The 18,910-nt window shown below is 45.8% G+C and carries 20 protein-coding genes; 12 read left to right on the top strand and 8 right to left on the bottom strand.

Going from position 1 to position 18,910, the window contains the following annotated elements; translation table 11 throughout:
- Nucleotides 1-620: 620 nt before the first annotated feature.
- The 7 genes from OEL90_RS14415 to OEL90_RS14385 all read left to right on the top strand — a co-directional run bounded on the left by OEL90_RS14415 (nt 621) and on the right by OEL90_RS14385 (nt 6,304).
- Complete coding sequence (locus OEL90_RS14415; protein ID WP_291401390.1) at nt 621-1,994, top strand: sulfurtransferase; 1,374 nt, start codon at nt 621-623, stop codon at nt 1,992-1,994.
- Nucleotides 1,978-2,385 (top strand): hypothetical protein, encoded by a 408-nt coding sequence (locus tag OEL90_RS14410; protein WP_300689725.1) that lies wholly within the window; start codon nt 1,978-1,980, stop codon nt 2,383-2,385. The genes OEL90_RS14415 and OEL90_RS14410 overlap by 17 nt, the downstream gene beginning before the upstream one ends.
- Before the next feature lie 175 nt (nt 2,386-2,560).
- Nucleotides 2,561-2,707 carry a hypothetical protein gene (locus OEL90_RS14405; protein WP_291401394.1) on the top strand — a complete coding sequence of 49 codons (147 nt, stop codon included), beginning with the start codon at nt 2,561-2,563 and terminating at the stop codon, nt 2,705-2,707.
- Between the two features lie 345 nt (nt 2,708-3,052).
- Nucleotides 3,053-3,769: a DNA alkylation repair protein gene (locus tag OEL90_RS14400; RefSeq protein ID WP_300689723.1), complete on the top strand. Its 717-nt coding sequence runs from the start codon at nt 3,053-3,055 to the stop codon at nt 3,767-3,769.
- Nucleotides 3,770-3,877: 108 nt separating this feature from the next.
- Nucleotides 3,878-4,789: an EFR1 family ferrodoxin gene (locus OEL90_RS14395; protein WP_300689720.1), complete on the top strand. Its 912-nt coding sequence runs from the start codon at nt 3,878-3,880 to the stop codon at nt 4,787-4,789.
- Between the two features lie 279 nt (nt 4,790-5,068).
- On the top strand, nt 5,069-5,263 hold the full coding sequence (locus OEL90_RS14390; protein WP_300689717.1) for a hypothetical protein: 195 nt from the start codon (nt 5,069-5,071) through the stop codon (nt 5,261-5,263).
- A gap of 165 nt (nt 5,264-5,428) precedes the next feature.
- A complete protein-coding gene (locus OEL90_RS14385) occupies nt 5,429-6,304 on the top strand; it encodes an AraC family transcriptional regulator (protein ID WP_300689715.1) in 876 nt (291 codons plus the stop codon).
- Nucleotides 6,305-6,398: 94 nt separating this feature from the next.
- Here OEL90_RS14385 and OEL90_RS14380 read toward each other — a convergent pair whose 3' ends face one another.
- Both OEL90_RS14380 and OEL90_RS14375 read right to left on the bottom strand, forming a co-directional pair.
- Nucleotides 6,399-6,581 (bottom strand): hypothetical protein, encoded by a 183-nt coding sequence (locus OEL90_RS14380; RefSeq protein WP_291401404.1) that lies wholly within the window; start codon nt 6,579-6,581, stop codon nt 6,399-6,401.
- Nucleotides 6,582-6,596: 15 nt separating this feature from the next.
- Nucleotides 6,597-6,758 carry a hypothetical protein gene (locus OEL90_RS14375; protein ID WP_300689711.1) on the bottom strand — a complete coding sequence of 54 codons (162 nt, stop codon included), beginning with the start codon at nt 6,756-6,758 and terminating at the stop codon, nt 6,597-6,599.
- Nucleotides 6,759-7,089: 331 nt separating this feature from the next.
- On the opposite strand from OEL90_RS14375, the gene OEL90_RS14370 reads away from it, so the two are divergent.
- From OEL90_RS14370 to OEL90_RS14360, 3 genes are all read left to right on the top strand, one after another.
- Entirely contained in the window at nt 7,090-8,544 is a 1,455-nt protein-coding gene (locus OEL90_RS14370; RefSeq protein WP_300689709.1) for a C4-dicarboxylate ABC transporter, read from the top strand.
- 87 nt (nt 8,545-8,631) lie between these two features.
- Nucleotides 8,632-9,015 (top strand): hypothetical protein, encoded by a 384-nt coding sequence (locus OEL90_RS14365; RefSeq protein ID WP_300689707.1) that lies wholly within the window; start codon nt 8,632-8,634, stop codon nt 9,013-9,015.
- 24 nt (nt 9,016-9,039) lie between these two features.
- Entirely contained in the window at nt 9,040-9,447 is a 408-nt protein-coding gene (locus OEL90_RS14360; protein WP_300689705.1) for a DUF1284 domain-containing protein, read from the top strand.
- 281 nt (nt 9,448-9,728) lie between these two features.
- On the opposite strand, the gene OEL90_RS14355 is transcribed toward OEL90_RS14360, so the two are convergent.
- The 6 genes from OEL90_RS14355 to OEL90_RS14330 form a co-directional block, all read right to left on the bottom strand.
- A complete protein-coding gene (locus tag OEL90_RS14355; protein WP_300689703.1) occupies nt 9,729-10,430 on the bottom strand; it encodes a glycerol-3-phosphate acyltransferase in 702 nt (233 codons plus the stop codon).
- Nucleotides 10,431-10,447: 17 nt separating this feature from the next.
- Complete coding sequence (locus OEL90_RS14350) at nt 10,448-12,760, bottom strand: PEP/pyruvate-binding domain-containing protein (RefSeq protein WP_300689700.1); 2,313 nt, start codon at nt 12,758-12,760, stop codon at nt 10,448-10,450.
- A 527-nt stretch (nt 12,761-13,287) separates the two neighbouring features.
- Nucleotides 13,288-13,800 carry a hypothetical protein gene (locus tag OEL90_RS14345; protein WP_300689697.1) on the bottom strand — a complete coding sequence of 171 codons (513 nt, stop codon included), beginning with the start codon at nt 13,798-13,800 and terminating at the stop codon, nt 13,288-13,290.
- Between the two features lie 25 nt (nt 13,801-13,825).
- Entirely contained in the window at nt 13,826-15,025 is a 1,200-nt protein-coding gene (locus OEL90_RS14340; protein WP_300689694.1) for a M20 metallopeptidase family protein, read from the bottom strand.
- Nucleotides 15,026-15,059: 34 nt separating this feature from the next.
- Nucleotides 15,060-15,764 carry a hypothetical protein gene (locus tag OEL90_RS14335; RefSeq protein ID WP_300689691.1) on the bottom strand — a complete coding sequence of 235 codons (705 nt, stop codon included), beginning with the start codon at nt 15,762-15,764 and terminating at the stop codon, nt 15,060-15,062.
- A 12-nt stretch (nt 15,765-15,776) separates the two neighbouring features.
- Nucleotides 15,777-16,496, bottom strand: a complete 720-nt coding sequence (locus OEL90_RS14330) for a DUF5058 family protein (RefSeq protein ID WP_300689688.1) — start codon at nt 16,494-16,496, stop codon at nt 15,777-15,779.
- Between the two features lie 268 nt (nt 16,497-16,764).
- On the opposite strand from OEL90_RS14330, the gene OEL90_RS14325 reads away from it, so the two are divergent.
- Nucleotides 16,765-18,126, top strand: a complete 1,362-nt coding sequence (locus tag OEL90_RS14325; protein ID WP_300689686.1) for a transcriptional regulator — start codon at nt 16,765-16,767, stop codon at nt 18,124-18,126.
- A 157-nt stretch (nt 18,127-18,283) separates the two neighbouring features.
- Nucleotides 18,284-18,907 (top strand): response regulator transcription factor, encoded by a 624-nt coding sequence (locus OEL90_RS15245; RefSeq protein WP_300689683.1) that lies wholly within the window; start codon nt 18,284-18,286, stop codon nt 18,905-18,907.
- Nucleotides 18,908-18,910: the final 3 nt, after the last annotated feature.

Below are 18,910 nucleotides of genomic sequence, written 5' to 3'. Positions count from 1 at the left end.
ACAAAAAACAAAAAAATCACTAAAACCTATCAAAAGCGGCAGGCATCTTATTTCATTACCCTACCGACAGTCGTTGATTTTAAGTGATTGAAGGACGTTCCGCAGATTCAATTTAATCTCCTGCTATCATTATACCAAACACTTGTTCTTTATCAAGGGAAAATCAAGAAAAATATTTAGTCATTTCATTGTATTTTCATTACCACCCTTGTTGCCATATCGCAAAAAATGGATTAATGATGAAGGATGCAGACAAGACTCATATTGTCTTAATCATGACTTAAACCGAATAAGGATGAGCGATTCATCCCATGACTGAAGTCACGGGTGTTCTCGCCACGCTTATAAATTAAGAAATTGATGAAATTGATGCAAAAGGGAGCATCAATCCTGGCAAGTTGTTGCGTTTTGGTTGTGAATGATATTCATAACTAACACAATGTTTCTATATTACACAACCCCGCCAACCCAACAAAATAATCTATCATTAAACTTTTTCTATAATAAACTTGAATTTGTATTAATCCAAAAAACCAAATATCATTAATTGGTATCGCCTTGCGTCATGATACATATAATAAATTTTAAACTAAATGTTGAATCAGGGGGAAATGAAATCCATGAGCAAAAAATTATTGATCGCATTCCTGTGCATTTCCATGATGGCCGCCGTGCTTGTCGGCTGTGGCAGCAAACCAGCAGAAAACAACAATTCAGCACCAGAGGCTGAGAGCACTGCAGTCGCAACAGCAGAAGAGGTTGCAGCTGCGATTGAGGATGGTTCAGTTATTGTTGTCGATGCCAGATCCAATGATGCTTACGCAGGTTGGGCAGCAGGCGCCAATACAATGGGTGGGCATATCGCTGGGGCTGTTGATTTTTCAGCGAACTGGCTGACCGCCACCTTTGATGACCAGAATAATCTCGACGGAATGACGCGAGAAGAGCACCTCCAGAAATACCTTGCAGATAAGAATATAAAAACGGATTCATCTGTTATTGTCTATGATGAGAACGGAACTGACGCAACCGCTGTAGCAGCCTATTTTACTTCAAAAGGCATCACAAACATAAAAACGTTCAACTTGACCGACTGGAAAGAAGAGTTGGTGACTTACGCAAATTACCAGCTGTACATCCCGCCGGCAGCCGTCAATGACCTGATTCAGGGCAAAGAAGTCCCTGAAGTTGGCGCCGTCAAGGATCTCAAAATTCTGGAGATCAGCTGGGGAACTCCGGAAGAGTCCGGCTATCTGAGCGGCCACGTCCCAGGCGCACTGCACGTCAACAGTGACGACTTTGATGATGAAAATAACGTCTATATGTTGGAAACGGACGAAGTGCTGTTTAATCTCGCTAAATCCCTTGGTATTACTACAGAGAGCACGGTGATTGCCACCGGCAATCCTATCTTCTCGACGCGTATGGCGGTAATCTTGGAATACCTTGGTGTCGACAATGTCTACGTCATGAGCGGAGGCACAACGGGTTGGACGGACGCGGGATTTGAACTGGAAACCACTGAAAACAAGCCAGTTCCGGTGGCGGATTTTGGCACATCTGCTCCTAAAAATCCGGACTTGATCGATACCGTCGCTGAAGTCCAGGAAAAACGCTCTGACGCGAACTTTGTCCTGGTCGATAACCGAACAGAAGAGGAATACCGGGGCGAAACCTCCGGCTACAGTTACTTTGATATGGCTGGTCGGATCGAAGGCGCGGTGTATGGCTTTGCCGGCGTCGGAAACTCCAGCTCCATGCTGTATTATGAAAACCTGGACAGCACTATGAGAAACGCTTACGAAATCCTGGCTATGTGGGAAACTGCGGGCATCGACACCGCCAAACACCTGTCCTTCTATTGCGGCGGCGGCTACCGAGCGGCGGAGGTTCTGTGGCATGCCAAGGTCATGGGCATAGAAAACATTTCCCTTTTCGCCGATGGTTGGTGCGGCTGGGCCCTCGCCGGACTGGACTATGTCACGGGCGAATAAACTCATCCAACACACGCTGACTGCATTTCAAATGCTATGTATCGCCGGCGCCTACGTTTTGGATGACTTGAGCCATAGAAAAGTTGGGGTCAACCATCACGTGGTGTACAGGAAGCGCCAGTACTTGCAAACCCTGTTGGATGCGGATCATTTAATGATATACGGGATTATTCTGGGGATTATTCTGGCAGTAATGGTCGTTTATCTAATTAGACATTGCGGGCGACACTACCGGAAAGCCATAATGCCGCTAATCCTGCTCACTTTGGCTATTGGCTTACTGTTGGTTTTGCCGGCAGCGATCGCTATGCCAGCCTATGTCTACATTCTGTTTCTAGCGGTCATTGTATGGGGGCTGGAAGCCATCAAGGCTATTACAAAGCTGAGATGAATCAGGATGCAATAATCCAATTTAATCAACTTGTTTCACTTCAAGTCCCTGATCCAATTTGCGCATAAGAAAAACGTGCCGGATTCCGCCTGATTTGGGGTATATATTACTGTGACAGATGAACAGATATTGCCCAATCCGCCTGATATCTTTATTCAAGATGGGGGGAACTTATATGGGAGACTGGTTTGTCATATTGTACTGGACCGGACCAATTGGTGTTGGATTTTTCCTGATGAGCCTGGGAGTTCTTTTCTGGGGAATTGGTCAGGCAGCGAAGTATGATGCATTAAAGAAAAAAAAGGAAAATGTTTCCCGCTGAAAACTGAAACATTTACTGATTAAACTGGGTATCAGGTATGGACACATTATCTGCTAGCATTAAAAACCGCCGCGAAACATAACGGCGGTTTTTTAGTTAGTCGCGTTCTTCCGGACTAATAGATAATGGGTAAAAAAAGAGATGCGACTTCCTTATTTTGATATACTGGTGGAGAGTGAGAACTGTGAAACATTCGCACAAAACCTCTTTGAAGCTTCGTCATGATTATGAATATCTTTGCTGTCAGCGGTTCCGGCTGGAAAGCTTGAGACCAAAGCACAGGGCACTTGTAGCCGATGGTTTCTGAACCGCCAATCAACGCTCCAACTGGGGGGATTATTGCTAATGGTTAAAGATATTGTTTTCCAAGTTCAGAATGCCCTGAAAGAAAATGTGGATGAAAAAACGAAAGCCTCAAGCCAAAAATTCTTTAAGGAAGAGATCAAAAACTATGGTGTTAAGACCGCCACGGTGACCCAGATCAGCAAAACTTATTATAAGAGGATCGAGTCCAAATCCAAATCAGAGATCTTTGAGTTGTGTGAAGAGTTGTGGCGCTCAGGGTATATTGAAGAGACCTTTGTGGCCTGCCACTGGTCTTATCTTTTACGTAAGCAATATGAGCCAAGTGATTTTCTGATTTTTGAAAAATGGATTCATCATTACGTGGACAATTGGGCGTCCTGTGATACTTTATGCAATCATACTGTGGGGAGCTTTATAGAAAGGTATCCGGAGCACCTGGAGGATTTGAAAGTATTCACCGCATCTGAAAATCGTTGGATGCGCAGAGCTGCGGCTGTGACCCTGATTGTCCCTGCGAGAAAAGGAAAATTTCTGAAGGAAATTCTGGAGCTCGCCAACCTTCTTCTGATGGATCAGGACGATCTGGTACAGAAAGGCTACGGCTGGATGCTGAAAGCCGCCAGTGAGGTTCATCAACAAGAGATCTTCGATTTCGTGATGTCTAAGAAAAATGTCATGCCCCGAACCGCGCTGAGATATGCCATAGAGAAAATGCCAAAGGAAATGAAGGCTTTGGCTATGGTAAAGGATAAATAGTACAAGCACTGGATCCACTAAGCATCCATTTCTTGCAAGCTTTACAGCCATTGCAGCAGGAAATTTTGTCTTAAAGTTTTAGGCTAAATGGACGGAAAGAGGTGACGCATGGAGAAAACGCTCATAACTTACTATACAGGATCAGGCAGCACCGGGTTGGTGGCGCAGGAAGTCAGAGACCAACTCATCGCTCGAGGGGTTTCTGTGGAAATGCATAGGTTAACCAAAGCAACGAAAGAAGATCTGAGGCGCAAGGCAGAGGCATGTCAAGACCTCATTCTGATTTACGCTGTACACGCATTTAACGCGCCCAGCTTGGTCTATGAATGGTTAAGCGCACTGGTGGAACAGCCTGCAGTGGCTGGCCTGCGCAAAAAGGCAATGATTATCTCCGTTTCAGGGGGCGGTGAGATGCTGAGCAATACCGCATGCCGCATCACTGCGAAACGGTGGCTTGTAAAGAAGGGCTACTGCGTTGTGACAGAGGCTATGGCGGTTATGCCGAACAACTGGATGTCTCCAACGCCTTTTGAGGTTTCGAAAGCCCTGATTCAGATTTTGCCGCAAAAGGTGAATCAGTGGCTGGGAGCCTATCTTCAAAATCAGCCCAATCTGGTTCTCCCAACGAAATTGGTGGATCGACTGGTGACGATGCTTGGAAGACTTGAAGTCAAAGGGGCGGCGCAGTTCGGAAAAAGGATCCAAGTCAGCGAAGCTTGCAATGAATGTGGCTGGTGTGAAAGTCATTGTCCGGCGTCCAATATCAGACTGGTGAAAAGCAAAGTCGCTGATGCGTCAAGACCTGAGTTTGGGAAAACTTGCGATTTTTGCCTTGGCTGTATCTATGGATGTCCCCAAAAGGCACTCACACCTGGAAAATTCAAATTTGCTGTAATCCCGACAGGGTATCCGCTGGCGGCGTATCAGCAGAACTCTGAAAATTTGCTGACAGATGCGGAACTTAAGACATTACTTAATGGGCGTTCCTGGAGTGGTGTCAGAAGATATCTGGAAGTGTGAGCAACTGCCATCCTTGGATGGGTTCGTACCTGGATCGGTTATCGGAACATTGTCGTAAAGCAAACCTGAAAAGTCTGCAATCACTTAATCTCGACAAAAGCAACTTCATTGTTGGCGACTTTTAAGAATTGAGAAATGGATAAAGTTGTTTGGCGGGGTGTGGAGAATAAGAACCATCGGCAGGGTAATGGCTCTGGCCTTACATGGGCTATACAGCAGGGCACTAAAGTGCTGATGAGGAAAGCCCTGAGAATTTTGAAGGGGACTGGAGGACTAAAGGTGACAGACTATACAGCTGAAGAATTGAGCGAAGCCCACCGGGCCCTGTTATCAACGCTCCTAAAGTGTGAGAATATGGAGCTTGCAAAAATGGGCAAGTCCCAGCAGACGCTGCTTGTGCGACGCATTGCCGCTCTGAAGCTTGCGCTGGCGCTGATTGAGAAGGAGCAAGGCCAAATAGGGCCGGTAGAATAAACATCGTTAATGAATCGCAGTTGATCTCAGAACATGCCCCTTTCAATTATATGGCGTGAGGCAAATCAACAAATAGCGGTTTCAAGATCGATTTTATCGTGCACAGATTGTCGGATGGACCGAAGCATTCTTTGATATTATGGATGATGAAAGGAGGTATGTTCGGTGGATTCCTTAAGTCGCATGAATAATGCAATGGCCTACATTGAAGCGCATTTAACCGAGGAACTGGATTACAGCAAACTTGCGCAACTCGCCTACTGCTCGGAATATCATTTCAAACGCATGTTTTCGTTTTTATCAGGCATAAGCTTGTCTGAATACATTCGTCGGAGAAAGTTGACGATGGCTGCTCTTGATCTGAAGGATCGAGAGTTGCGAATATTGGATGTAGCTGTTAAATATGGCTACACGTCAGCGGACGCGTTTTCGCGCGCTTTTCAATCTCTGCATGGCATTCTTCCTTCTGAAGCTAGGCAGGAGGGCAGGCTTTTGAAAGCTTATCCCCGAATGACCTTTCAATTGTCCATTAGAGGAGGATGCGAGATGAATTATCGTATTGTTGAAAAAGAATGGTTTAAATTGGTAGGTGTTAAGAGAAGGGTGCCGATGGTTTTCGAAGGCATCAACCCAGAGATCACCAAAATGACCGGACTATTGACACCGGAAATTGTGAAGCGCCTTAAATTGATCTCCAATGTAGAGCCACGCGGTATACTCAGCGCTTCCGCCAATTTCTCTGAAGATAGAATGGAAGAGAAGGGCGAGCTTGATCACTACATTGGGGTAGCGACTTCAATGGATGAGGCAACAGAATTTGATGAATTGAAGGTCGAGGCCGGTACGTGGGCGGTGTTCGAATCTGTTGGACCATTCCCGGAAACGCTGCAGAATAGTTGGGGGAGGATCTACTCGGAATGGCTGCCTTCCTCGGGATACGAGGTCGTAGAAGGCCCGGAAATTCTATGGTACGAGAGTCCGGATACCAGTAATCCGGAGTACCGGAGTGAGATTTGGATTCCGGTTAAGAAAAAGGACTAAATTAAAGAGGATCAATGACATGGGGTGTGTCATTGATCCTCTTTGGGTTTATTATGGCGTGATGTTGAAAGGGTAGCCGCAATTAAAATTAAAGTCACTTAATCGGACAAACGCCACCGACACAATCTGAATCATTGGATATGCCTTTGACGCGGTATTTGTCATTTACGACTTCCAGTACCACGCCAACGTGAGGATTTCCTTCAATCTCTCGTACGTCAATTCGTTTGCCGTCGTTGGTGAAGGCGTAAGGGTAGTGAATGAAATCAATTTTCATGCCTGTTCATCTCCTTTAAGGTCGACTGTTTTGGAATGTTGTGATCACCATCTGAAATTCTGCTGCGGTGAGATCCCGTCTCATATTGCCAAGTATGTAGACCATTTCTTCTCCGAGGGCACTGTTTTCAAAGGCTGAGCGAAGCTTTTCCAAATAAAGCTGTTGAATGGGTGTCATGTTGTACCTCCTTGAAAACGGTTATGAAGTGAACTGACAAACAAAGAACATGTGTTCTGTTTTTATCTTACCACTTTTCTACGATTTTGAAAACCCAAATTACTTTTGATATTTTAATTAATGTAAATATACGATCTCATAGTATTCGAAGTACATCTCACACAATTTTCGCAAGTCTGAGATCGGGATTAAAAGTGCAGCGACTTCCAAATTTTGATATAATGTTGGGGAATGTTTGGATGACCATCGGCAGAAGTTTTTCTGCTTGACTACAGCGGGCTGGTGGCTGGAGCTATAATCCGGAAAAATAAGAAACCGAAGGGAGGGCATCATGGCCGAACAGATCACACGGATCAGAAGTATGGGGACCTTCGTCCTGTCATTGTTATTTTTAGGCAACCTTTTTTTGAAATCTGAACTGGTTTACGAGCTGTGTTTTGTGCTTATGATCGCGGTTATAGTGCTCAGCCTGCCGGCCGTCACGGGCGTGGCCAGAGTGATTGGCTTTGCTTCCTTAGGCCTCAGCATGCTGTTATTACTGATCTACCGCGCGCCTTTGAGCGTTTGGAGGCAGGCGCTTATGGGGAACCTGTACCTGGTGGCATTGTTTACCATGGTGCCCATTTTGAGTATTCCCATCCAGTACGGGGGCTATTATTCGGCGCTGCAGAATTTTTTTCGGAGCCATGTTCATTCGACCAGTCGGTATTATGTGTTGGTGAGTTTTATATCTGCCTTTGTCGGGGTGTTGGTGAATCTAGCCGTCGTGCCGCTTGTGTATGAGATCGTCCAGGCCAGTGAGCTCAGCCGGAATAAAAGGCTGATGAGCTCGGCGATCAGCAGGGGGTTCACGACCTGCATGATTTGGGCGCCAACGACGGCCGCAGTCGCCCTGGTACTTCAATTGTCAGGGGCTTCCTGGGGGCGTTTTTTTCCGCTGGGAATCCTCTGCGGGGTGATTTGCGGCATTATTGGCTATATCATGACCATGATCCAGGAACGCGGCGGGTTCGGTGTGTTGGGACTCGGAGGCGGCAATGAAGAGATAGAGCGGCATACAGAGCGCAATTTGGAGGATCATTCGAACGTCATCTCGAAGGATGATTCCCAAAATCCTTCCAGTGAAACCGCGAAGCTTCATAAGATTGTTGAACTGGCCGCCTTCAGCGTCATTCTGATGGTGTCCATTGCCGTGATCTCGGTGGTGACGGGCATCCAAACCGTCATTATTGTGTCCCTGGCAGCGCTGATTTTTCCTTTCCTGTGGATGGAGATTATTGGCCGGTTGTCAGTTTTAACCAAAGTCATTAAGACCTACTACTTTAAAGACCGGCTGACAAAGCTCAGCAGCGAGATCGTGCTGTTTGTAGGTGCCGGGATGCTTGCTGAAAGCATTGCGTATTCCAATCTCGGTCATTATATTCCTATGGTGCTTTCAAAGCTTGTTGGGGAGAGTGCTTTTTTGCTGTCGGTCGTCGTAATTTTCGGGAGCGTCATCCTGTCGGCAATGGGCGTTCACCCAATTATTCATATTACGATTATTGGCGCAAGTATACAGGCGTCAGCTTTTGGAGTGTCGCCAACGTACATTGCCCTTCTGCTGGGAGTCAGCTGGTCCATGGGGATCACGCTGGCGCCGACCTCCCCGACGGTGATCACCCTATCAGGGCTGGCATCGCGGTCTCCGGTGCAGGTTGGTCTGAAGTGGAACGGGCTGTATGTGCTGATTTCGTCTTGTGTTCTGATAGTTTTCCTCACCGGGCTCAGAATGGCGGGGTGGCTGTAGTTTTGCTGGGGCGAGGTGTGGGGAAGGGTGACCATCGGCAAAATAAAGTCTTCGGTTGGAATTATTTGAGAAGAAGCGGGGAAGAGAATGAATCGAGTTGAACTAAAGAAAAAGCTGGACTCTGTGATGAGCCAGCTTCTGAGTGAAAAGAAAGTGATTTCGCCGCTGGATGTTTTGCTGGGCGTGGGGATTCTGTCGGCCAAGGATTTGGAAGACTGGCGGTTTGGGCGCGTGCCTTATCTTGAAAAGGTGTGCAGGGCTAATTTGAGCGTTATGACTTTCATAATGAAAGAGATCAAAAACTATGCCGATGGTGCCGGGCTGAAACCCTCTCATACGGGGTATGTTCGGTGGGGGACAAAAGGTAAAAAGGTGCCTCTCCGATTCAGCAAGAGTGGGGACGCGAAAATTGAGGCGGCCTATGCGACGCATTATGTTGTGCGGACGCAACGGAATGTGGACGGGGAATGAGTGAGGAGAAGAGGGGTGAAGGGCATGCTGGCTTTGAGAGGGCATCATTTGGTGTGCCGGCTGGGATTTCGGGGGCTGGGCTACAGTGACGCGTTTGTCCAGCAAATGACGGAGATTGTTCATTTGCTGAGGACTTATCCTGAAATGAAGCTGAGAGTTATTGATGGGCCGGATGTCCTATGTGACGCCTGCCCCCATCTCGTCGACGGGCAGTGCCATACTGCGGGTAATAGCCATTCGGAAATCAGGATTCAGGCTATGGACCGTGCGGTGATTCAAATTCTGGACCTTCAGGTGGGGCATCTTTATACGGTTCAAATGATCAATGAGCGGATGAAGGCGCGCTTTGACAAGGCATCCTTTGACTTGGTATGTGCCGATTGTCGCTGGAGAGCACTTGGATTTTGTGAGGCGGGGATTGAGGAATTGTGATAAATATGAGGTGTTTTGGAAAATTATGGTCAGGAATTTGAACCCCTGAATAATGGCAAAATAATACCCGCCCTATAGGCTCGATCTGATTGATCTAACCTATAGGGTGGGTTATTTGTTGTTAAAAAGACTCAATTTAAATTGTTTCAAGTTCCTTATAAGGTCTTTCCAAATGCTGTTGCATGATAGGTGACAAATACAATTTGCGTTTCAAAATTCAACAAATGAACAATTATAAAATACAATTTTGTGAATAAGCTGGTCTATTCAGGTTCAGAGCCTTAATCATTGAAACGATTCTTAGATTTTTCTGACTTCGCTGATTTTTTCATTAATGAGACAACATGTCCATAATCAAGGGTGTGACCTTGTCGTTTCAAGTTCCTGAGCTGTATGATCTCAGGCAGTTCTGCCAGCACATAAAGGATAGTGATTGTGACCGCAAAAGCCACTTCCAGACTATATAGACCATTGCGCAGAGCAAACCAGGGTATGGTTAGGGCAATCCCACCGACAAATGAAAACATGGGGGAGATACGCCCGAGTAACATACCGCCTGCATGCGTCAGAAGTAAACCTACGGGACTGATGGCTAGCATCATCCCCATGATGCTTGAATTCCCACCCCCACCTGAAAATTTGTGCCAGACTGGCCAAAGATGGCCAACCAGTACCGCTGTTGCTGCCAAAAGGAAATAAGGTGCCTCTGGAAACATGATCCTTATGATCAAAGTAGGCAAAAACGCTTTTAAGGCATCGAGAACGCTAACCAGTATACCCCAGCGTGAGCCAAAGGCTATCATTACATTGGTTGCACCTATAGAATGGGAGACCAGTTCGGCCTGAGCATCTGTAGTTGGTGTACGAATCAAGTCCGGAGCCGCACCTGGTTTTAGAATGGCAAACGAAAGACGGGCGAAAGATATTGAGCCAATGAGATAGCCAAAAAAGATTGTAAGTAAGGAGATAAAATGAGATGACACTGGAACGACCCTCCTTTTTAGATTAATACAACATCACCAGTGTAACCATTGACGGAAACTTGGACGCCGTCTTCAATACGACAAGCTCCCGCAACTGATACAACAGCGGGTATGCGGTATTCCCGCGCGACGATTGAACTGTGAGACAACATGCCGCCTGATTCTGAAACGACAGCCCCCGCTTTGGCAAACAAAGGCGTCCAGCCAACATCCGAAAATGGAATGATCAGCACATCCCCATCCTGTACTTTTTCAAATTCGTTAATGCCTTGAATTACTCTTGCCGGACCTGAGTAAGCACCAAGAGATGTGGGAATACCCCGTAGGGAATCCTGTACAGAATCCATCACCGGTGGCTGTTCGGAACCCAGGATCATATCCGGTAAAACAGCATTACGGTATAACTCCATTGACCTTTGTCGTGAGGAAACCAAGTCCTGCTGCGGGACTGATTGCAGATTCTCAAAAAGTTTTATCAGCTCATCCCAATGTAAATAGTAGATGTCTTCCCGATCATCAATGATGCCCCTGGCGACCAATTGCTCACCAATTTTGATAAAACAAGTCCTGAATTGACCATATCCATAGGTATATAAGGAACTGATTTCTTCACGACTAACAGTGAGTCGACTTGTACGCCGGTAAATGATGCTCGTCGTTATACGTCGCATCCAAGGAATCTTCAGATCTTCAAAACATATTGTTTTTTGGACGGTTTTCACCGCCTGCTGTGGTCTGGCAATCATACGCCGGATCAGTTCAGGCGTTTCTCGCCATGGAATGCTGGAACAGTCGTTCCCACTGTCGCTGAAATGACCGAAAGCTTCCAAAAACATGTCTATATCCCGCTTTAAACACGCCTCTTGTTCGGCAGACAATGGATCAGCGTCTCCCGGTTCATCACCTGAGTGTCCAAAATAATACTCGTGAAGCGCATGTAAGGTATGCTGAGGATTGTATTTCAATGCAGCTTCCCTGCTGCCCTCAAGCTCCAGCATGCGAACATCATATCCGTACTGCTTTAAAAGGGCAGCCAGCAGCTGATAGTGCATCATGGCCAGCAAGGGGATAATTATATTATAGTAAGCCACTTCCTGTGTCTCATTAAAAATCACAGATACCTTTTGCAGCCATTCTTCTGGTGTCAGGTCCGTCTTCATACTTGCGATCAGGTTCTCGTAGGCATTTTTTTTATTCCTGACTAAGCGCTGGAGACGGTGATGAATACCAATAAAACTTAGAGCAAATACAATTAATCGTGGTAATCGCGGAATGATTCCAAAACCGGGATGCATATGGGGTTTTTCCGGTCCATCCTGCTCCAAACCAAATAATAGTTCCAGAGCCTCGCCCGGCATGCCCAAACGCTCAAACACACGTGCAAAAATACCCATATTGAAGTAGGCACGGTTGTAAAAATAACCTGTTAGGCTATCAGGTTCCCATGAATGGTCTCCTGTAAGTTTAGTTAAGATTTTGACCCAAGTCGGATTAATCAGTCGAGTATTAATGGACCATACCAGAGGCTTGATAACCCCTGGCAACATTTCACGTGCAATCCGGTTGGAATAGACCGGAATATCCAGTCTTGTAATTGGGCGAACTTGAAGGAAATATAGCTTTTTGCCATCCCATGCCCATTCCAGATCCGCTGGACGCTGATACTTTCTGGCAATAATGGTGGCCTGTTCTATGATCTCCCTAGCCAGCGACTCCTTCATTCCACTCTCTAAGGGTTTCTGAGTCCATCTTCCCCACTTGCTCACCCAACGGTCGGGATCTCGATGTTCCTGAATTTGTGATTCTCCCAGACCTGTACCCGCCTCAATAATCGTTTCAGACAAACCTGTCACAGGATTTTTTGTGAAAACCACCCCGGAAAACTGAGCCTGTACCATTTCTTGGATGATAACGGCCATACGTGGAACCGTGCCCTCGGGCATAATGCAATTCCAATATGCCTTGAATTCTGGGGACTCCAGGGATGCCCAAACAGTGACAACAGAATTAAGTATGTTTTCAATTTCCTGTACTTGGAGAAAGCTTTTAAATAACCCCGCGCAAGAAAAATCACCCGAGTCTTCAACAGAGGCAGAAGAGCGTACCGCGTATAATTTCATTGGATCAATGTATTTGATTAGTTCTTTGCGAAGGGTATTCAGTGTAAGCTGACTATCCTTTTTATGATCCTCGCAGGCCGTCCATATGATGACCCAGCTATTTGGAACTACCTTTCCCTGACGCAATAAAAAATGAATATTCGCTGCCTTGCTGCCTGCATAAGGGTGCAACCTTCTACTTGAAAGCGAGTAAATGTAATGTTTGGACATTTAAATCACACCTTTCATGCATCTCGATTCATTTTTTTCTCATCAGCAAGAATGTGCTATATCGAAAAAGCTTAATTGTATTTTCTCACATGTATTCTTCGCGGTTCGGGAATTCAATAATGCTTTTACTTATTTAAAAAAGAGATTTATTGTGAAAGTACAACCGGATTCTAACTTTTAACAAAACTTTGGACACGCTCGCATACAGCGAGTAAGCAGCCCTCTTTACTCTAAACGCATAGTGAATTATAAAACACAGCGACAAATGCAATCTACCAGAATCTCATAGAGATATTACCCATTTGTTACAGCCAACCCTCAAGAATATTGAGTCTCCTGAGAAGCTCTTACTTGTAATGATTTTCGGAACGCGAACTTCATACAAAATATGAATGAAACTCGGTGTCAGACACCCGGTTTCACTCAAAAATGAAACTCGGTGTCAGACACCCGGTTTCACTCAAAAATTAAATGACCACGACCAGCAAATAATTTATTGCTGATCCTGGTCATTTTTTGTACATTGTCTACCGTACGCTGACTGATTCCTCGCCGAGCCTCTTGGTCCTGTGAATCATCCTTATGAAATAGGTTACCCCGACCAGCAGGAACGCCCCGCCCGCATACAATGCGAACAACCATTTCAGGGTGGACTGCTCCGGAAAGATCAAAGCGACAGTAAAATAGCAGAAGGCATAGTTGTTGAAGAGGGTATGGGACAAGTCCCCAAGCACTATAAGAAAAAAGATAGCCAGGAACACCAAAGAGTATATGCTCGCCTGCAAGCCGAGTAGGGGTGCCAGCAGCTCGACGCCGTGAAAAAGACCCAGGGCGGCCAGAAGTCCCACAGTCGCACCACTGAAGATGCTTTTGATTTTCTCCCCCTTAGCGCCGCCTTCGAAGAAAAAGAGCAGCAACAAGGATGCCGGCCACACGTCATGGATCCCTAAAGTGCTGAAGGTGAACAACATGACGCATATGAGCGACGCGACTACGACGCCCAGCTTTAAAGTTGTTCCTTTGAGTTTTACTGCTGACATGGATGTGCCTCCTAAGGCTGAAGTGTTATTTATTATGTTTCAACCACGACATAGCGACGTGGGTATAGAGTGCCGCACCCACATGAAGGGCCTCTTCGTCGAACATTACCTTAGGGTGATGCATTGGGAACGTGTAATTTTCTTCAGGTGAACCGGCGGCAAGGGAAACCATGATGGAAGGCACTTCCAAGCTCACATGTGAAAAGTCTTCTGAACCGGACATTTTAGTAAAACCAATCGCAGCCGGATCGATGAGGCGATCTGCAGCAACCAAATCAGATGCAAAAGTGTAAACCTGATCCCTCAATTTTTGGTCCACAACGACACTTGGACAGCCTCTTTCAAAGACGACCTCTGCAGAAGCTCTGTAGGTGGCCGCAACGCCAGAGGCTATTTCTTCAATGCGCTGTTTAACATAGCTTCTGGTTTCTTCACCAAAAGTTCTTGCAGTTCCGGCAAGGTAGGCCATGTCAGGAATGACGTTGGAAGTCGAGCCCCCATGCATTTGCCCAATGGTCAATGCGACATTGTCGCCTGGCGCCACTTCTCTGGACAGGATTTCCTGAAGTCCAATGTGGATATGGGAGATGACGTTTAATGGATCTACGGTTGTATTAGGCATTGCACCATGGCCGCCTTTGCCCTGAACGCTGATATTAAACCAGTCTGCGGCCGCTGAGAGCACGCCGCCTTGCGGGACCAGGACGGAACCGCTCGGCAGAGGCATACCGGACATCACGTGAATCATCATGGCGGCATCAACGGTTGGATTTTTAAGCACGCCGGCATCGATCATGGCTTTCGCACCGTGTAGCGTTTCCTCGGCAGGCTGAAACATCAATTTGACCTGTCCGTCAAGCTCATCCTCGTGTTCCTTAAGCAGTCGAGCCGCGCCCAGCAGCATAGCAGTGTGCATGTCGTGACCACAGGCGTGCATATGGCCGGTATTGGATTTGAAGTGCAGTGTGTTTTCTTCGACCATCGGCAGAGCATCCATATCTGCTCTGAGTAGGAACGTCTTGCCCTTTCTTTTTCCGGCGAGGGCAACAATGCCGGACTGACAAATTTCTTCAGGCTCATAGCCCATGGCTTTCAATTCGGATAGGACATATTGCGTCGTGATGGGCAGGTCATTGTGAATTTCGGCATTTTCGTGGATGAATCTTCTGTGTCGAACAAGAGTCTCTTTATGAGATAATGCTTTTGAAATCATTTTGTGCTTCATAGTGTCCTCCTCGAGTGCTTATGTGCTTATGTGCTTACTCGCTCATTTCCTCAGCGCTTCTCTGAATGGTACTGCGTTTGACTTTATACAGGACAAAGCTCCAACCGACTGCAATGACAAGGAAGACCGGCATCAGAAACGCCTGGTAGCGCGCCACCATTGGATAGCCTATGGCCAAGGTCACGGCTGCGGCAGCAAGACACGGCACAGAGGCTGTGCGGAGATCTTTGACGAAAACCGGTGTCGCAAGTGCGCCAAGAAGCGCGGGCATCAGGTTTGAGAAGGCAGGCGCCAGAAATGGGGACTGAAGGAGCGGCAGAAATTGCCCTACGAAAAGCATCCCTATAAAAATGATCAAGGTCGTCATAATGGAAGATGCCGCAATTGAAATCATGGAGATGACCTCAGATTCCTTCGAGCCGGTCGCGTAGCCGGCAATTTTTATGCCGCTTAGGGCTGCAGGCAGCTTAAGATTGCCTATGTTGCCGGTTATGAATGAAAGATACTGGCCGCCAGCGCCGAGGATAGGGGCATAGGAGAAGAATTCAATCGCGCCTATGATCCCGAAAAGGCTGAAGGCGCCAACGAAAGCGGTAAGGGTTTTATCCGCCTCGACCTCAATGCCAAAGATCATGGTCATAACAATGGGCACGCTGATTAACGCGACGAGCATGACGGCAGTCGAGATTTTGCCCAATCTATGCAAAGAAGTTTCGTAATTTCTGTTTGACTGGTTCATTTGAGTTCCCCCTTATAAAAGATTCGTCGCAACAATGGTGGACGCCATGCCCAAAATCATACTTAAAGGAAAAGAAAATTCGCCGATGGTTTTCTTTCCAGTCCGTTTCGCAAGTCCGTCGAGAAGTAAAACCGAAACCCCTGCAGTTACTGCGGCAATAATGCCAAGGGGATTGGCAACGTTAATCAAGAGTGGAACGCCCATTAAGGACAGCATGCCTATAAACAGCGCTCCGGTTGCAACGGCGAGGAAACCGCCTGAGCTTCGAATTGATCGAAGTTTCTTATCATAGGATTTCAAAAGGAATATATTCAGAGTTGGACCAACAAGGATGGCAAGGGTCATGACCCAGACTATGCTGACAAAGATGGAGGAGGTGATGCCCATGTCTCCTAATCCGCTGAGGCCGAAGGATTTTATGGTCATATCCGCGGCCATGCTTTCGTAGATCGCAGACCCTATGACGGATAATCTTAACCATGGTATGTATTTTCCGAGTACAGGCATCAAGATCGCAAGCGTGATAATTATTGGGAGAGAGGGGATGATTGAAAATAGTGAGCTGTTGATCATGACCTTTTTTAACGTAGGTTTAGGAATATCCAGATTTTTGGCTTCGCTTAAGCCAAGTCTTAAGAATAGTATTGCCTGGACGACTGCAATAATAATTGGGATGAGAACGATGAGGAACAGAGTAGTTGAGTTGGCTAAAGACAAATAATTTTGATCCATAGTGACCCTCCTTTAATTTTGGACAATTTAAGAACTGTTCGAATATTATGATATATTCGAAGGGCTGTTATGTCAATAATTAATTTTGGACAATTTAAGAACAACGTTCTTTAAAGTTTGACAGGATGGCTGCAAATCAAATTTGGTATGTTATAATTTAACTAAAAGCATCTTATGCGTTAAATTTTGACATAGCCCTTTAGAGGGCACGTGTGATCAAGACTATTCAAGAACATTCAAATAAGCTGCAAAATGGGAGGCCTATCACTTGAAAACAGTCATTGGTGTCATTACGACACTCCCTCATAAATCGTATTTGGAAAAGCTTGCAAAGGAGTTTCAGGATCTTTGCCAGATGAAATTTTTCGTTCCTGAGACGCTTCAAGATATCGACGTTTTGTATGAACAAAACAAATATGACGTGGACGCGTTTATTCTCAGCGGTACTTTTATATATGAAGCCATAGAAAAAGAGCACCTGATGGCTCAGCTGCCAATCAGAGTGCTCAAGGATGACGAAGGATCCATTTATAAAGGTCTCTTAAAAATTATTTTAAGTAATCCTGGCATTGACACCAGACGGATTTATATTGATTTTGCGAACCGAATTGATTCTTTTGATGAGTTTAAAGATCGCTTCTGTCCGCCTATTTATCCTGTCAGCTTGAACGACTCCATCTATGAACAGACTCGACTGCTGCTGAAAAACCATATTGAGCTTTGGGAAAACGGACAAATTGATTTCTCTATTACGGCGTACGGTCATTTTGTGCCTGAGCTCACTTCAAGAGGCAACAAATTTTTATTTCTAACTCCAACACTGGAAACTGTGAGGGAGTTAATTAGGAGTCTCTTGGACGAAGTAAAGATTCAAAAACTGAACAATCGAAAAATGGTGGTTGGGAGAATCAGTATAGAGCCTGATGAGCATCAGGAAGTTAACCCTTCACCTTTAGCTGCTATTGCTGCAGTTTCGGATGATGTTGAAGATGAAATCGCCAGTTTGAAAATCAAGCTTAAAGACTTTTTTAAGATGCAAAAACTCGTGGATACAAGCCAGCGGATCGAGGATTATGTCCAACTTGAAATGCCTTATGAAGCCTATCTGTCCCTGTCTGATCACCTTCAGAGCTGCGCGCTTTTGACCTATTTGCAACGAACCACAAGCAACATGGTAAAAATTGGGTGGGGCTCCGGACGCGAATATTTTCAAGCCAGGGAGAATGCTGAGAAAGCAAACCGGCAGGCCAAGGCTTATCGAGGCAGCTGCAGCTTTTTTGTCAGCGATGACCAAAAGGTGACAGGGCCGCTGGACCGATCCGGCACCATCACTTTCAAGGAAATGGCGAATGATGAAATCATTGAGCTGTCTGAGCGGCTGGGCATTCACAATATCAATCTTCAGAAAATCATTTCCTATGCAGCTATACTTGGAACCAATAAACTGTCTTCCGAAGATGTGGCGAACTGTTTATCCATTACAGTCAGAGGCGCGAACCGCATATTGAATCAGATCGAAGCGAAAGCCTATGCCGGCATTATTCACGAAAAACGTGAAAATACGAAGGGCAGGCCTAAAAAATATTATGAGATGACGTTTATTGACGGGCAGGGAAATTATATTTCATAGCTTGAAATTTGAGCCGATGGTTTTGGTACGACAACCATCGGCTCAATCACATTATTTAGGGCTTTCAGAAATGGTATAATGGCGTCACAGCCATAGATTCTAATGGCACTTAGGAAAATAATGTGAGGGTAAAAGTTACTTTGTAGGGGTGTGTTGTATGGAGCATCAACCGAAAGTTCTGATTTGTGATGACAATATTGCAGTGCACGAAAGTCTGACTGCATATTTGAAGGCTGAAAATATTCAGTGTGAATCAGCCTATGATGGGAAAGAGGCTTTGAACAAAATAAAGGATACACAATTTGACCTTGTGATCCTCGACATTATGATGCCCAAAATGTCCGGAACGGACGTATGCCGGGAAATCCGAAAAACCAGTGAAGTGCCAATTATTATGCTGAGCGCGAGAGGCGAAGAGTTTGATCGCATACTTGGGCTCGAAATTGGTGCCGATGATTACATTACGAAGCCCTTTTCGCCCCGAGAAGTTGTCGCGCGTATAAAAGCTGTATTGAAGAGAGTCCAGCCCCAATCAGCACCGACCACGCGCTCAGAGCGCATTGTCATTGATCAGATGACCATTGACGTGGAATGCTACGACGTCATAATTGGAAATCAAAAGATAGAGCTGACGCCAAAAGAGACTGAGATGCTAATCCCTAAATTCTACGTCGTTTTACGAAAACCATTAAAAATCGATATTTTCGCTGAACCTACGAAGAATTCAAGTAGTTACTCCTACATTTTAACATTATTCACACCCCTTCCTCAACACATTTGAATA

It is taken from the genome of Acidaminobacter sp. (assembly GCF_030247605.1).
Lineage (GTDB): Bacteria > Bacillota > Clostridia > Peptostreptococcales > Acidaminobacteraceae > Acidaminobacter.
Note: the sequence above shows the minus strand (reverse complement) of the source record. Positions and strands in the feature narration are given on the sequence as shown.